12 protein-coding genes are annotated in these 13,775 nt (G+C 53.4%); 4 read left to right on the top strand and 8 right to left on the bottom strand.

Annotated features, from left to right (window positions below):
* Nucleotides 1–18 precede the first annotated feature (18 nt).
* Nucleotides 19–246 (bottom strand): YejL family protein, encoded by a 228-nt coding sequence (locus tag C3432_RS03110; RefSeq protein WP_103775217.1) that lies wholly within the window; start codon nucleotides 244–246, stop codon nucleotides 19–21.
* 172 nt (nucleotides 247–418) lie between these two features.
* Here C3432_RS03110 and yejK point away from each other — a divergent pair, with 172 nt between their 5' ends.
* Nucleotides 419–1,426 (top strand): nucleoid-associated protein YejK, encoded by a 1,008-nt coding sequence (gene yejK / locus C3432_RS03105; protein ID WP_103775216.1) that lies wholly within the window; start codon nucleotides 419–421, stop codon nucleotides 1,424–1,426.
* Nucleotides 1,427–1,568: 142 nt separating this feature from the next.
* Here the strand turns inward: yejK and rplY are convergent, their stop codons facing one another.
* Both rplY and C3432_RS03095 read right to left on the bottom strand, forming a co-directional pair.
* On the bottom strand, nucleotides 1,569–1,853 hold the full coding sequence (rplY, locus tag C3432_RS03100) for a 50S ribosomal protein L25 (RefSeq protein ID WP_103775215.1): 285 nt from the start codon (nucleotides 1,851–1,853) through the stop codon (nucleotides 1,569–1,571).
* Between the two features lie 124 nt (nucleotides 1,854–1,977).
* Nucleotides 1,978–3,738, bottom strand: a complete 1,761-nt coding sequence (locus C3432_RS03095; RefSeq protein ID WP_103775214.1) for a DEAD/DEAH box helicase — start codon at nucleotides 3,736–3,738, stop codon at nucleotides 1,978–1,980.
* Nucleotides 3,739–3,895: 157 nt separating this feature from the next.
* On the opposite strand from C3432_RS03095, the gene rsuA reads away from it, so the two are divergent.
* From rsuA to C3432_RS03075, 3 genes are all read left to right on the top strand, one after another.
* Nucleotides 3,896–4,588 carry a 16S rRNA pseudouridine(516) synthase RsuA gene (gene rsuA, locus C3432_RS03090; RefSeq protein ID WP_103775213.1) on the top strand — a complete coding sequence of 231 codons (693 nt, stop codon included), beginning with the start codon at nucleotides 3,896–3,898 and terminating at the stop codon, nucleotides 4,586–4,588.
* 44 nt (nucleotides 4,589–4,632) lie between these two features.
* Nucleotides 4,633–5,823 carry a Bcr/CflA family multidrug efflux MFS transporter gene (locus tag C3432_RS03085; protein ID WP_103775212.1) on the top strand — a complete coding sequence of 397 codons (1,191 nt, stop codon included), beginning with the start codon at nucleotides 4,633–4,635 and terminating at the stop codon, nucleotides 5,821–5,823.
* A gap of 329 nt (nucleotides 5,824–6,152) precedes the next feature.
* Complete coding sequence (locus C3432_RS03075) at nucleotides 6,153–6,497, top strand: YejG family protein (RefSeq protein WP_103775211.1); 345 nt, start codon at nucleotides 6,153–6,155, stop codon at nucleotides 6,495–6,497.
* A gap of 3 nt (nucleotides 6,498–6,500) precedes the next feature.
* Here C3432_RS03075 and yejF read toward each other — a convergent pair whose 3' ends face one another.
* The 5 genes from yejF to C3432_RS03050 all read right to left on the bottom strand — a co-directional run bounded on the left by yejF (nucleotide 6,501) and on the right by C3432_RS03050 (nucleotide 13,663).
* Complete coding sequence (yejF, locus tag C3432_RS03070) at nucleotides 6,501–8,090, bottom strand: microcin C ABC transporter ATP-binding protein YejF (protein WP_103775210.1); 1,590 nt, start codon at nucleotides 8,088–8,090, stop codon at nucleotides 6,501–6,503.
* A 1-nt stretch (nucleotide 8,091) separates the two neighbouring features.
* Nucleotides 8,092–9,117: an ABC transporter permease gene (locus C3432_RS03065; RefSeq protein ID WP_103775209.1), complete on the bottom strand. Its 1,026-nt coding sequence runs from the start codon at nucleotides 9,115–9,117 to the stop codon at nucleotides 8,092–8,094.
* Nucleotides 9,117–10,211 (bottom strand): microcin C ABC transporter permease YejB, encoded by a 1,095-nt coding sequence (locus C3432_RS03060; protein ID WP_103775208.1) that lies wholly within the window; start codon nucleotides 10,209–10,211, stop codon nucleotides 9,117–9,119. Before C3432_RS03060 ends, C3432_RS03065 begins: the two co-directional genes overlap by 1 nt.
* Nucleotides 10,212–12,026, bottom strand: coding sequence for an extracellular solute-binding protein (locus C3432_RS03055; RefSeq protein WP_103775207.1), 1,815 nt, complete (start codon nucleotides 12,024–12,026; stop codon nucleotides 10,212–10,214).
* An 80-nt stretch (nucleotides 12,027–12,106) separates the two neighbouring features.
* Entirely contained in the window at nucleotides 12,107–13,663 is a 1,557-nt protein-coding gene (locus tag C3432_RS03050; protein ID WP_103775206.1) for a cyclic di-GMP phosphodiesterase, read from the bottom strand.
* Between the last annotated feature and the right edge of the window lie 112 nt (nucleotides 13,664–13,775).

Below are 13,775 nucleotides of genomic sequence, written 5' to 3'. Positions count from 1 at the left end.
AACTTCTGTTTGTTCCCCTTAATGCGCTTTGTCTTCGTTAATCGAGGACTGCAATGCGCGGGCAAAAGAGTTCGCAATCGCCTGGCGCTGAGCCGGGGCAATGCTGGTATTGATAAGGTTGGTGACCATGTTTCCCAGCACCATCAGGGAAAGATCGGTCGGGGCCTTATGTTTTTCCAGTACGTTGAGCATCTCGGTGAGCAGTTGTTCAACGTGTTCGTCACTATAGCGGGAGATTTGTGGCATAAATCGGAATCAGTTTGTTCATGAAAGGGCAACATATTACCGTAGCAACAGTTTTTTTTCTGCATTTTTTCCTAATAATTAGGGGATTCAGCCCGCTTATCACGTGCAGTATCTGTTGCGCCGCTTCGCGGGTGGTGGTTGAATACCGCCCGGTCTTAAAGGAGAGTTTATCATGAGTCTGGATATCAACCAGATTGCCCTGCACCAGCTTATCAAGCGTGATGAGCAAAACCTTGAGCTGGTCCTGCGCGATTCATTACTGGAGCCGACAAACACCGTTGTCGATATGGTTGCTGAGCTACATCGGGTTTACAGCGCAAAAAACAAAGCGTACGGCCTGTTCAGCGAAGAGAGTGAACTGGCGCAAGCGCTGCGGTTGCAGCGTCAGGGCGAGGAAGATTTTCTTGCCTTTAGTCGTGCGGCGACCGGGCGTTTACGCGATGAGCTGGCTAAATATCCGTTCGCGGATGGCGGCATTGTGCTGTTCTGTCATTATCGTTATCTGGCGGTGGAGTATCTGCTGGTGACGGTGCTGAATAACTTAAGCAGCATGCGCGTGAATGAGAACCTGGATATCAACCCGACGCACTATCTGGATATCAATCACGCCGATATTGTGGCGCGTATCGATCTGACGGAATGGGAAACGAACCCGGAATCTACCCGCTATCTGACGTTCCTGAAAGGGCGGGTAGGGCGCAAAGTGGCCGACTTCTTTATGGATTTCCTCGGCGCCAGCGAAGGTCTGAACGCGAAAGCGCAAAACCGGGGTCTGTTACAGGCGGTTGATGACTTCACTACCGAAGCGCAGCTTGATAAAGCAGAGCGTCAGAATGTGCGCCAGCAGGTATACAGCTACTGCAACGAGCAGCTACAGGCAGGTGAAGAGATTGAACTGGAATCGCTGTCGAAAGAGCTTTCCGGCGTCAGCGAGGTGAGCTTCAGCGAATTTACCGCGGAAAAGGGCTATGAGCTGGAAGAGAGCTTCCCGGCTGACCGTAGCACGCTGCGTCAGCTAACCAGGTATGCGGGCAGCGGTGGTGGGTTAACCATAAATTTTGACGCCATGCTATTAGGCGAGAGGATTTTCTGGGATCCGGCGACGGATACGCTCACCATTAAAGGCACGCCGCCGAATCTGCGCGATCAGCTGCAACGTCGGACTTCAGGCGGAAATTAACGGGCTACGGTCGGTGGTATGTCGCCGCCGACCTGATAAGCGTGGCGCCACAGCCGCAGAGGTACCGGATGCAGGCGCAGGCGACAGCCATAAAACATAAAAAAACCCCGCCGAAGCGGGGTTTTCTTCAACTCGTCAGCGATTACGCACGAACGAAGTCGATGTGGCTCAGCTTCGGCTTGAAAGCGTGACGCTGTACAGCCTGAGCTTTAACTTTTACTTCTTTACCGTCAACAACGATGGTCAGAACTTCGCTGTAGAATTCAGCTTTAACCTGCATGTTCATGACTGAGTCGTGATCCAGTTCAATAGCAATTGGGGCTTCTTTGCCACCGTAGATGATTGCCGGGAACTTGTTAGCGGCGCGCAGGCGGCGGCTCGCACCCTTACCCTGCTCTTTACGTACTTCTGCGTTGATAGTAAACATTAAAATCTCTCTTTAATAATTCCTGCTACAGGCGACCCAGCAACAGGTAAGTGATCTGCTTTGCGTATGCAAAAGCGGTCGAGATTCTATACGCAAACGGCCGCTACATCAATCAAAAGTACGATTAACCACGTAATTCATGTGCCCGGCGAAAGCGGCCTTCGTAATCAAATACCTTTTCGCGTACCTGCCAGTACTGACCTTTCATTCGGGCGACAACGAAATCCGGGTGCCGTAGCAGCGGCTGCTGCGCCAGAATGTCGGCTGCCGTAATCCAGCGTAGCGGAATGCCGGGTGTGCGGGTATGTGGTCGGATAAACAGCTGCTCAAACGCCGTACGCTGGGCGGGCGTCTGTAGGCGGAAGCGCTCACTGACATCTGCGCCATCCTCGTCGTAGTAGGTGATCTTCAGCCATTCGCCTCTGTCGTCGTGACCGTATTGCATTGTCATGCCGCTACATCGCAGCACTAACGCATCTTTGAGCTTAAGCGCGGCTTTCAGCATATCATCCGGATCGACCAGTACGGTGTCACATTCCCGACAGCGGCGGGCGGCAATATCATTTTCCGCATTACACTGCGGGCAATTTTTAAAGCGAAAACGGAAGTCGCACTGCTCGCGATGGCCTTCATCATCTTCAAACCAGCCCTGACAGCGGCGGCCAAAATGTTCAATCAGCGTACCGTCAGCCGTCGTTTTTCCCCAGAACGTGTTGGCAAAACCGCAGGCGGGGCAAAAAACCTGCACCGGGACGTTATCACTTTTGCCTTTCGGGCTGCCGACTTCCGGTGAGTAGAGGTCGTGAGGGTTACCGGCGTAGTCCAGAATTAAGCAATCGGTCTTACCGGGGGCCAGACGCAGGCCCCGACCAACAATTTGTTGGTAAAGACTGACTGATTCGGTCGGACGCAGAATGGCAATCAGATCGACATGCGGGGCATCAAAGCCGGTGGTCAGCACCGCGACGTTTACCAGATAACGAAAACGCTGCGCTTTAAAAGCTTTGATGAGTTCGTCCCGCTCGGCGCCGGGCGTTTCGCCGGTAATCAGCGCGGCATCACTGGCAGGCAACAGACCTGTAATCTCTTTTGCGTGCTCAACGGTGGCGGCGAATATCATCACGCCTTTGCGCGTCTGCGCGAACTCGACAATCTGACTGATGATATGCGGGGTGATGCGCTGCTGTTTTTTCAGCTCCCGGTTAAGGTCAGCCTCGCTGAACAAACCGTTACTCTGCGCCTGCAGGCGGCTGAAATCATATTGCACCACCGGCATGTCGAGCCTTTCCGGCGGGGTCAGATAGCCGTGCTTAATCATATAGCGTAGCGGTAGCTCATAGATGCAGTCGCGAAACAGCGCTTTTTCATCGCCGCGTACCATGCCGTGATAGTGAAAATGATAGATCCAACCCTTACCCAGACGAAAAGGGGTGGCCGTCAGGCCGAGAAGACGTAAGTGGGGATTTACTTTGGTCAGGTGCGTAAGGATTTGCTGATACTGACTTTCTTCATCGTCGCCGATGCGATGGCACTCATCAACAATCAGCAGAGAGAATTCCCCCTGAAAGGCATCCAGATTACGCGCGACTGACTGGACGCTGCCAAATACGACTTTCCCGTGGCTCTCCTTGCGCTTCAGCCCTGCGGCAAAAATATCGGCTTCAAGGCCCAGCGCAAGATATTTCGCATGATTTTGCGCGACCAGCTCTTTGACATGTGCCAGTACCAGCACGCGCCCACGCGCCACGCGGGCCAGTTCGGCGATAACCAGGCTTTTGCCCGCCCCGGTCGGCAGAACAATAACCGCAGGTGTGCGATGATGGCGAAAATGGTTGAGCGTGGCGTCCACGGCTTCTTGCTGATAGGGGCGGAGTGTAAAAATCATGGTCTCACGATGATGGATAATCCTGGATTCGCGTTATAGTATGCCACGAATCATTTTTCCTTGAGGGATGTTGTCAGCCCGTTATACTGGACGGCTTGCAGCCCCACTTTTCGGACATATTCCCGATTCTCGTATTTTTACAGGCAAAATCAAACTCATGCGACTTGATAAATTTATCGCTCAGCAACTCGGCGTCAGCCGTGCTATTGCCGGGCGTGAAATCCGCGCTAATCGTGTTACCGTGGATGGTGACATCGTCAAAAACACCGCGTTCAAACTGTTGCCAGAACATGATGTGGCATACGACGGTAACACGCTGGTTCAGCAACACGGCCCGCGCTACTTCATGCTGAACAAGCCTCAGGGCTACGTCTGCTCAACGGACGACCCGGATCATCCGACGGTTATCTGGTTTCTTGATGAACCGGTCGCGCATAAGCTGCATGCCGCAGGGCGTCTGGATATAGACACTACCGGCCTGGTGCTGATGACCGATGACGGTCAGTGGTCGCACCGGATCACCTCCCCGCGTCATCATTGCGAAAAAACGTATCTGGTCACTCTGGAATCACCGGTAGCGGAAGATACCGCTGCGCAGTTTGCCAAAGGCGTGCAGTTGCACAACGAGAAAGATCTGACCAAACCCGCGGTGCTGGAGGTGATAACCCCGACGCAGGTACGTCTGACCATCAGCGAAGGGCGTTACCATCAGGTCAAACGTATGTTTGCTGCCGTGGGAAATCACGTTGTTGAACTGCACCGCGAACGTATCGGCGAAATTATCCTTGATGATGACCTCGCTCCTGGGGAGTATCGCCCGTTGACCGAAGCAGAAATTGCCAGCGTTTAGCCCAGGTTTTTAACCTCCAGTTGACTAAATTCAGGAGCCCATTTGTGACCACCCGGCAGCACTCTTCATTTGCCATTGTCTTTATTCTTGGCCTGCTGGCCATGCTCATGCCGCTGTCGATTGACATGTATCTTCCGGCGCTGCCGGTGATCTCCGAACAGTTTGGGGTCCCTGCGGGCAGTGCGCAAATGACCCTCAGCACCTATATTCTGGGATTCGCGCTGGGACAGCTGCTGTATGGCCCGATGGCGGACAGCTTTGGACGTAAGCCGGTGATACTCGGCGGGACGCTGGTGTTTGCCGCCGCAGCGGTGGCCTGTGCCCTGTCCCAGACTATCGAACAGCTGATCGTTATGCGTTTCTTCCACGGCCTGGCGGCAGCGGCGGCAAGCGTGGTGATCAACGCCCTGATGCGGGATATTTATCCGAAGGAAGAGTTCTCCCGCATGATGTCGTTTGTCATGCTGGTGACGACTATTGCGCCATTAATGGCACCGATTATTGGCGGATGGGTGCTGGTGTGGCTGAGCTGGCACTATATCTTTTGGATCCTGGCCGTGGCGGCAATCCTGGCTTCGGTCATGATTTTTACCCTGATTAAAGAGACGTTGCCGCCCCAGCGCCGCCAACCGTTTCATCTTCGCACCACAATCGGAAATTTTGCCTCGCTGTTTCGCCATAAACGTGTACTGAGTTATATGCTGGCGAGCGGCTTTAGCTTTGCCGGGATGTTCTCGTTCCTCAGCGCCGGGCCGTTTGTCTACATTGAGATTAACCACGTTGCGCCGGAGGATTTTGGCTATTACTTCGCGCTGAATATCGTGTTTCTGTTTGTGATGACTATTTTCAACAGCCGATTTGTGCGTCGCATTGGGGCGCTGAACATGTTTCGCGCAGGCTTGTGGATCCAGTTCGCGATGGCTATCTGGATGGTGCTCAGCGCGTGGTTTGGTTTTGGTTTCTGGGCGCTGGTGGTGGGCGTTGCCGCGTTTGTCGGTTGTGTCTCAATGGTTTCATCGAATGCGATGGCTGTTATCTTGGATGAGTTTCCGCATATGGCGGGGACGGCATCTTCGCTCGCCGGGACTTTCCGTTTTGGTATTGGCGCCATTGTCGGCGCGCTGCTGTCGCTGGCGACCTTTAACTCGGCCTGGCCGATGATTTGGTCGATTGCATTTTGTGCCGCCAGCTCCATTCTCTTCTGTCTGTACGCCACTCGCCCGAAAAAACGGTGATCAAATACACAACATGGAAGCCGGAAGGCTTCCTTTGTTGACGTATATCAACGTCGAATTCTTCTTTTCTTCGATATATGTTTATTTTATGTAAAATCAATTTATGTAAAAAGTCACATCATTGTAGTTAAAAAGGTTGAGTTAGATCGCAGAAACGGGTACATATAGCCGCCAATGTGTTCACGCCTAAACATTATTTTAAGAAATGCCAGAAAGGCTGCGTGGGGCAATACATCAGCGTTTGGAATCTGTTTAAGGACGGATTGTTGATGATGTGTTAAAATTGATGTAAATAAATTGTGAAGTGATTTTGCTTCCGGGGAAAAAAAGTGAATACAGTACAACTCTCAATCGTTCATCGCTTACCGCAGTGCTATCGCTGGTCAGCGGGTTTTGCGGGTTCAAAGGTTGAACCGATTCCGCAAAACGGTCAGGGTGTCGAAAACAGCCTGGTAGCGTTAAAACTGCTGAGTCCGGATGGCGACAGTGCCTGGCCGGTGATGCACAAGCTCAGTCAGGCGCTCAGCGATATTGAAGTGCCTTGCTCGGTGCTGGAATGTGAAGGTGAGCCTTGCCTGTTTGTGAATCGCCAGGATGAGTTCGCCGCAACCTGTCGCCTGAAAAATTTTGGTGTCGCAATCGCTGAACCTTTTTCCAATAACAACCCGTTCTGAGCGTCAGCTTAGCGCCAGCAGCTGACGCGTATACTCTTGTTGCGGTGCGGTAAATACGCGCGCGCATTGTCCCTGCTCCACTACCTCGCCTTGCCGCAGCACAATCACCTGATGACATAACGATCGCACCACGTGCAGGTCGTGGCTGATAAAGATATAAGCCAGCCGGTGCTTTTGCTGTAGCGACTTCAGCAGCGCCAGGATTTGGGCCTGAACGGTCCTGTCCAGCGATGAGGTTGGCTCATCAAGAACAATCAGTGACGGTTTTAAAATCAACGCCCTGGCGATGGCGATGCGCTGGCGCTGGCCGCCGGAAAATTCTGCCGGATAGCGATGGCGCGTGTCGGGATCCAGCCCCACCTCGTGCATTACCGCGATGACCTGCGCTTCACGCTGTTCGGCTGACAGGGCAGGCTGGTGGACACGCAATCCTTCCTCAATAATTTGCAGCACGCTTAACCGTGGATTCAGAGAAGAATTCGGATCCTGAAACACCACCTGAATACGGTGACGGACCGGCAGCAGCTGGCGGCGAGTGAGATTTTGCAGCGGTTGACCGTCAAAAACGATACTGCCCTGTGAGGCGATCAGTCGCAGCACCGCCAGCCCGGTCGTACTTTTCCCCGACCCGGATTCTCCCACCAGCCCCAGCGTTTCGCCGGGTTGCAGGCTGAAGCTGATACCTTTGACCACAACATTATGATCAACAATTCGCTTTAATATTCCTTTACGAATCGGGAACGCAACGCGCAGTTGATTGACCTCCAGCAGCGGCAACCGTTCAGTCGGCAGCGGGATTGGATCGCCGGAAGGCTCACTGTTTAACAATTTCTGCGTGTAAGGATGTGCAGGGGCAGCGAGCAAGGGCGCGGCACGATTTTGCTCCACGCACTGGCCGTTTTGCATCACGGCGACGCTATCCGCCAACTTTTTCACAATACTGAGGTTATGGGTGATAAACAGCATCCCCATGTTCAGCTCATTTTGCAGTTCACGCAGGAGTTGCAAAATTTGCGCCTGGACCGAGACGTCGAGTGCGGTAGTGGGTTCATCAGCAATAAGCAGCTCCGGACGCGTCAGTAAAGCCATCGCGATCATCACGCGCTGGCGTTCACCGCCGGAAAGCTGATGCGGATAGTCACCCAGACGCTTTGTCGCCTGACGAATCCCGACGCGATCCAGGCAGTTCAGGATTTCCGCCCGCGCCGCCTCCCGGCGCATACCCCGGTGCAGCGACAGCACTTCGTAGAGCTGTTTTTCCAGCGTATGCAAGGGGTTTAATGAAACCATCGGCTCCTGGAAGATCATCGCGATCTTATTTCCCCGCACGCCGCGCAGCGTCTGCTCGCTGGCGTGGAGCAGTGATTCGCCGTGGAAACGAATGTCTCCGGCGAGATACACCGCCGGAGGCGCAGGGAGCAGGCGCAGGATCGACAGCGCGGTCACGCTTTTCCCTGAGCCGGATTCGCCTACCAGCGCCAGCGTTTCACCAGCTTCAACGCGCAGAGAGATATCGTTCACCACGGTACGCACGTTGTCCTGCTTGCGAAATCCAACCGACAGATTTTCTATATTCAGCAAAGGTTGCGTCATCTTACACCGCCTTATTGGGATCGAATGCGTCGCGTACCGCTTCGCCGATAAAGATCAGCAGAGAGAGTAAAACGGCTACCGACAGAAAGGCGGTGATCCCAAGCCAGGGCGCCTGTAAGTTATTTTTCCCCTGCAGGAGCAGTTCACCCAGAGAAGGCGAGCCCAGCGGCAAACCAAACCCGAGGAAATCCAGCGATGTCAGCGTGGTGATGGAACTACACAGGATAAACGGTAAGAAGGTCAGCGTGGCGACCATCGCGTTAGGCAGCATGTGCCGCAGGATAATACTGCGATCGCTGACGCCGAGCGCCTGGGCGGCACGAATATAATCGAAGTTACGGGTACGCAAAAACTCAGCGCGCACCACCCCCACCAGACTCATCCAGCCGAACAGCACGGTAATCGCCAGCAGCCACCAGAAGTTGGGCTGTACGACGCTGGAAAGCAGAATAATCAGAAACAGGGTGGGCATTCCTGACCAGACTTCGATGAAGCGTTGTCCCCAAAGATCCACTTTGCCGCCGTAATATCCCTGCAATGCACCCGCCAGCACGCCCATCACGCTTGAACACAGCGTGAGCATCAGACCAAACAGGATAGAAATTCGCGTACCGTAGAGGATCCTTGCCAGAACGTCGCCACCGTTCGCATCCGTACCCAACCAGTTTTGTGCCGAAGGCGGGGAAGGGAACGGCTGATCGGTGGCAAAATTAATGCTGCTGGCGCCAAAACGAATCGGCGCCCAGAGGATCCAGCCGTTATTTTCAAGCTGTTTCTGTAACCACGGATCCTGATAATCCGCTTTGGTTGCCAGCGGGCCGCCAAAATCGCTTTCGCTGTAGTTTTTTACCAGTGGGAAGTACCAGCTTCCTTCATAACGCACCAGCAGCGGCTTGTCGTTCGCCACCAGCTCGGAACAGAGGCTCAGGATAAACAAGACCAGGAAAATCCACAGGGACCAGTATCCTCGACGGTTATGACGAAAACGGGCCCAGCGGGCCTGGTTGACGGGGCTTAATCGCGCCATTAGCGTCCCTCAAAATCAATACGCGGATCGACCAGCGTATAGCTGACATCGCTCAGAATATTCAGCAGCAGGCCAATCAGGGTGAAGATATACAGCGTGCCGAACATCACCGGATAGTCACGTGAGACAGTGGCTTCATAGCCCAGCAATCCCAGCCCATTGAGCGAGAACATCACTTCGATAAGCAACGAACCGGTGAAAAACATGCTGATAAAGGTGGCGGGAAAGCCTGCGATCACCAGCAGCATGGCGTTGCGAAACACGTGTTTCCACAGAATATTCTTTTCACTGACGCCTTTGGCGCGCGCGGTCACCACGTACTGCTTGCGGACCTCATCCAGAAATGAGTTTTTGGTCAGCATCGTTAATGCGGCAAAGCCGCCGATGACCGTGGCCAGCACCGGCAGGGTGATATGCCACAGATAGTCGGTGATTTTCTGATACCACGGCAGAGTGTCAAAATTAGCCGAAACCAGTCCACGCAAAGGGAAGAGATCGTAATAGCTGCCCCCGGCAAAAAAGACGATCAGCAAGATGGCGAACAGGAACGCCGGGATGGCATAGCCGATGATGATAAATGCGCTGCTCCAGACGTCAAAACGGCTACCGTTATGCACTGCCTTGCGGATCCCGAGCGGAATCGACACCAGGTAGATGATTAATGTACTCCACAGTCCCAGGGTGATGGAGACGGGCAGGCTGTCCTTGATTAATTTCAGTACCGAAGCGCTGCGGAACAGACTGTCGCCGAAATCGAAACGAACGTAGTCCCACAGCATCCTGAAGTAGCGCTCGTGGAGGGGTTTATCAAACCCATAGCGTTGAGTGATTTCGGCAATGACTTCTGGATCGAGACCCCGGCCGCCGCGATAATGGCTGTCGCTGATGTTGCCAACGCCGGTTTGCGCATGGCTGGCGCGAATTCCTTCACTGCCAGCGCCTGGTAACGCGCCGGTTTGTCCAAACTCAATGGCGGCAATCGCCTGATCGACCGGGCCGCCTGGCGCAATTTGCACAATAAAGAAGTTAATAGTGATAATGGCCCACAGCGTTGGGATCACCAGCAGCAGGCGGCGGATCAAATAGGCGCCCATTTATTCTCCCTGTCGTCTGGATGCGGGCAGTTTTGCCGCCCGGTTAACGTCATACCACCAGGTGTCCAGACCGAGGCTGTAAACAGGACGAACAGCCGGGTGAGCGAATTTGTCCCACCAGGCCAGCCGATCTTCAGCCATATACCACATCGGCAGCATGTAGTAGTTCCAGGTCAGCACCCGGTCCAGCGCCCGGCCAAGCGCAAGCAGTTTTGTTTTATCGCCCTGAGCGGCGATGATCTGCGCAATGAGCTTATCAATCACCGGGCTTTTCACGCCGGGGGCGTTATAGCTGGAGTCAATGTACTCGGAGGCCCATGAGATTTGCAGATCTGAGCTGGGCCACGGCATTGCGCGCCAGAGCCTTGGCATCATGTCATAGTCGCGGCTGCGCATACGGTTGGTGATTTGTGAGTTATCAACCTGACGGATGTTCATCGTGATGCCGAGGCGCTGCAGGTTATGCTGGAACGGTAAAACCCACTGGCTGTTGCCGCCTGATGAGAGCAGCAGTTCGAAGCTCAGCGGTTTACCGGTGGCGGTGTTGATTCGTTGCTGTCCCTTCAGCTCCCAGCCGGCAGCCTTCAGGAGAGCATCGGCTTTGAGCAGGTTTTCGCGATCGTAACCGTCGCCTTTTGACACCGGCGGCTGGTAGATCCGGGTGAAGACCTCCGGCGGCAGATCCTTTTTCATTGGCGCCAGCAGCATCAGCTCAGCCGCATCGGGATAATTCCTTGCCGCGTATTCGGTGTTCTGGAAATAGCTGTCTGCCCGGCTCCAGGCATTGTAAAACAACGCCTTGTTCATCCACTCAAAATCAAATGCCAGCGTTATCGCTTCACGTACACGTCTGTCCGTGAAGACCGGGCGTTGAATATTAAAGGCCAGCCAGCGTGTATCTTGTGCCGACTCATTTTTCTGTTCATCTTTGATAATGTAATGGTTATCGAAGTTTTTCCCGGTGTAACGCGTTGCCCAGTTTTTGGCATCGTTCTCAAGGCGCAGGTCAAAGGCACCGGCTTTGAACGCTTCAAAAGCCACGTTGTCGTCGAGGTAGTAATCATAACGGATGGTGTCAAAGTTCCATCGCCCACGATTCACCGGCAGACTGGCCGCCCAGTAGTCTTTTACGCGCGAATAGACAATATATTGCCCCATTTTCCATTGGCTGATGCGGTACGGCCCGCTGCCCAGAGGCGGCTTCGCCAGCGGATCGCTGAGTTTATGGTCTTTCCAGTATTTCTCAGGCATGACGGGGAGCGAGAACAGGCTGAGCATATCTTCTTTGCCTGGTTTGGCTAATTCAATGCGTACCGTGAGCGGGGCAATCGCTTTGACGGTGGTGCCCTTGTAGACCAGACGAAACTGAGGGACGCCTTCGGTCATAAATTTATGGAAGGTGAAGGCCACATCGCTGGCGGTAACAGGGGTGCCGTCATGAAATCGTGCGAGAGGATTAATAGCCACTTCGACCCACGAATAGTCATCGGCGTAACGTGCGCTTTCGGCCACCAGGGGATAGTAGCTGCCCGGCTCGTCGTCGGAGGTAGTAAACAACGTGTCGTACAGTTGTTCGGTACGCGCGCCGGGATTGCCGCGCATCGCGTAACGGTTAAAGTTATCAAAGGTGCCAATCGCAGACAGCGTTATTTGACCGCCTTTTGGCGCGGCAGGATTAACGTAATCAAAGTGATCAAAATTAAAGGCGTACTTTGGTTCACCCAATACTGCAAAGGCGTAGCTTTCCTTGATTGCCTGGGCCTGGACACTGAAAGTGAACAGAGCAAGAAACAGCAGCATTACGCGCGCGATCATCTGCAAGGTTATTCCTTTTGTTATCACCTGACGCCGTCAGGTCGATGTCATGCCTGAATCATAAGGGATGTGCGCATGGCTTACCACTTCACAGCGTGTGGTTTACTAAGCCAGGTGACAAAATCATCAAGGGGAAGCGGTCGGCTAATCCAGTAGCCCTGGAGAAAATTCACCCCGTGCTCGCGAAGCCATCTGGCCTGTTCGGGGGTTTCCACCCCCTCAGCCACCGTCAGCATATTGAGGCGCTTTGCGAGCGTCAGTACGGCATCCAGTACCGGAGAGGTCACCGTCTCTGTACCAATTGCATTAACAAAGCCGCGATCAATTTTCAGGTAATCCAGCGTGAAACGTTCCAGATAGATAAGAGCGCTATGACCCGTGCCAAAATCATCAATCGCAATTTCAAAGCCCGCGGAATGTAACCATTCAAAGAGCTTAGACGCTTCATTTTGTTTAAGCATATCGCGTTCGGTAATTTCCAGAACAACCTGGAAATAATTTGCCGGTAATGCGTCATTTAAGCGCCGTACATCTTCTTTAAAACAGGGATTATGCAAATGGTCAGGGGCGATATTGATACCAAATTTCACTCCGGCAGGGAGTACTTTTTGCAGCGAGGGGGCATCACGGCTCACCAGCTCAAAGAGGTGCTGTGTCAACGGCACGATCATCTGCTGCGCTTCTGCATAATGGATAAACGCGTCCGGTGGGATTTCGCCGGATGTCGGGTGTTTCCAGCGTAACAGCACTTCCAGTCCTGTCACCTGCAGCGATCGGGTGTCCACCACTGGCTGATACACCACATAAAACTGCTCGCGCTTGATAGCCATCAGGATCTCTCTGCCGGGTCGCAGGCGAGTGGTCAGAATGTAATAACCGAGCAGGCCAGCAATCGTACCGGTCATTCCCCCCAGCAGCAGGGCGTACCATAAATCAGACCAAATCCAGTTTGTCGCATAGAGTCTGATGGTGAGCGGAACGCCGGCAACCTTCGCCTCACGCGCAGGCTGGGTGGGCAGTTCATCAACGGTCAGCAGGTGGTCAGAGAAGGTTGACAGCACGGTATTACCGACAATCAGTGCGATGCCGTCAAAATCCTCCTGCCGGGATGTATAGAGAAGATAAGGCGTCAGATTGATGTTCAGCGAGGTAAATACTCCGCTCCTGACGAGCAGCGGATTGCGATACCAGATTACCATCGCGGGTTTATCGGGCATCATTGGCGTACCGGACAGGATCGCCATATCGATTGCTTTGTTGATATCAAAGATGGGGATCAGTTCATTTAACTTCGTATCCATTGGTCCGGTGGCGGATGAGCAAAATACCCGGGTATCTTTTACCAGCAAAAAAGCCCTGACATTGAGACTGAATGCCGCGCGAGAGGTAAGTTCAGCAGAAACCTGTTCACAGGTATTGAAGGTCAGCGGTTGTAGAATGTCGGTGGTTGCTTTGAGGTCCGCGAAATAGCTGTCCAGATAATGGTGAAGATCGGTAATTAAGGTATCGTACTTTGCCTCTCGCTTATGCCACGACACGAAAAACTGTAAGCTGCTAACAATTAAAGCAATCACGACCCCCGAAAGAATGCAGGTGAGCAAGATTTTTCGACCGGAAGGCGAGGCGGCTGTGAGCATGATTGCTGGATTTATCCTGAACGGGCTACTGGCGTTAAACTGATTAATTTACAAGACTATAGCCTGGATTACTTCGTGTAGTCATACTTTTCTGCGGGGTATCAGGTATACA

The sequence above is a fragment of the Citrobacter amalonaticus genome, from assembly GCF_002918555.1.
Lineage (GTDB): Bacteria > Pseudomonadota > Gammaproteobacteria > Enterobacterales > Enterobacteriaceae > Citrobacter_C > Citrobacter_C amalonaticus_A.
Note: the sequence above shows the minus strand (reverse complement) of the source record. Positions and strands in the feature narration are given on the sequence as shown.

Coding starts and splice junctions, on each gene's coding strand:
- C3432_RS03065 (WP_103775209.1), bottom strand. CDS start 9,117: ATGGCGCGATTAAGCCCCGTCAACCAGGCCCGCTGGGCCCGTTTTCGT.
- yejK (WP_103775216.1), top strand. CDS start 419: ATGAGTCTGGATATCAACCAGATTGCCCTGCACCAGCTTATCAAGCGT.
- yejF (WP_103775210.1), bottom strand. CDS start 8,090: ATGACGCAACCTTTGCTGAATATAGAAAATCTGTCGGTTGGATTTCGC.
- rsuA (WP_103775213.1), top strand. CDS start 3,896: ATGCGACTTGATAAATTTATCGCTCAGCAACTCGGCGTCAGCCGTGCT.
- C3432_RS03095 (WP_103775214.1), bottom strand. CDS start 3,738: ATGATTTTTACACTCCGCCCCTATCAGCAAGAAGCCGTGGACGCCACG.
- C3432_RS03110 (WP_103775217.1), bottom strand. CDS start 246: ATGCCACAAATCTCCCGCTATAGTGACGAACACGTTGAACAACTGCTC.
- C3432_RS03050 (WP_103775206.1), bottom strand. CDS start 13,663: ATGCTCACAGCCGCCTCGCCTTCCGGTCGAAAAATCTTGCTCACCTGC.
- rplY (WP_103775215.1), bottom strand. CDS start 1,853: ATGTTTACTATCAACGCAGAAGTACGTAAAGAGCAGGGTAAGGGTGCG.
- C3432_RS03060 (WP_103775208.1), bottom strand. CDS start 10,211: ATGGGCGCCTATTTGATCCGCCGCCTGCTGCTGGTGATCCCAACGCTG.
- C3432_RS03055 (WP_103775207.1), bottom strand. CDS start 12,026: ATGATCGCGCGCGTAATGCTGCTGTTTCTTGCTCTGTTCACTTTCAGT.